Origin of the sequence: Streptomyces phaeochromogenes (assembly GCF_001418655.1) — a bacterium.
Classification (GTDB): domain Bacteria; phylum Actinomycetota; class Actinomycetes; order Streptomycetales; family Streptomycetaceae; genus Streptomyces; species Streptomyces phaeochromogenes.
Genome location: NZ_LIQZ01000214.1, coordinates 56,686 through 56,927 on the forward strand (window position 1 = coordinate 56,686; position 242 = coordinate 56,927).

Here is a 242-nt window from a genome sequence, read left to right on the forward strand (position 1 = left end):
TTCCCCGCGCCCCTGAAAGCACCGGTGCCCAGGCCCGTTTGAAAAGGCGGCCCCCTCCGGACCGCGCACCCGTGGGGGTGGCGGGCCGGAGGGGACGTGGCGGGATGTGTGGCCGCAGCTTACGACGACATGTGTATGCGGTCAGCGTGGGAATCGGGCCTTGCGTCTTCCGCTGCGGACGGACATCCCGACGCGGCCCCGCACCCAAAGGACGGACGTCGGCCCCCACCCACCCAGGGGCG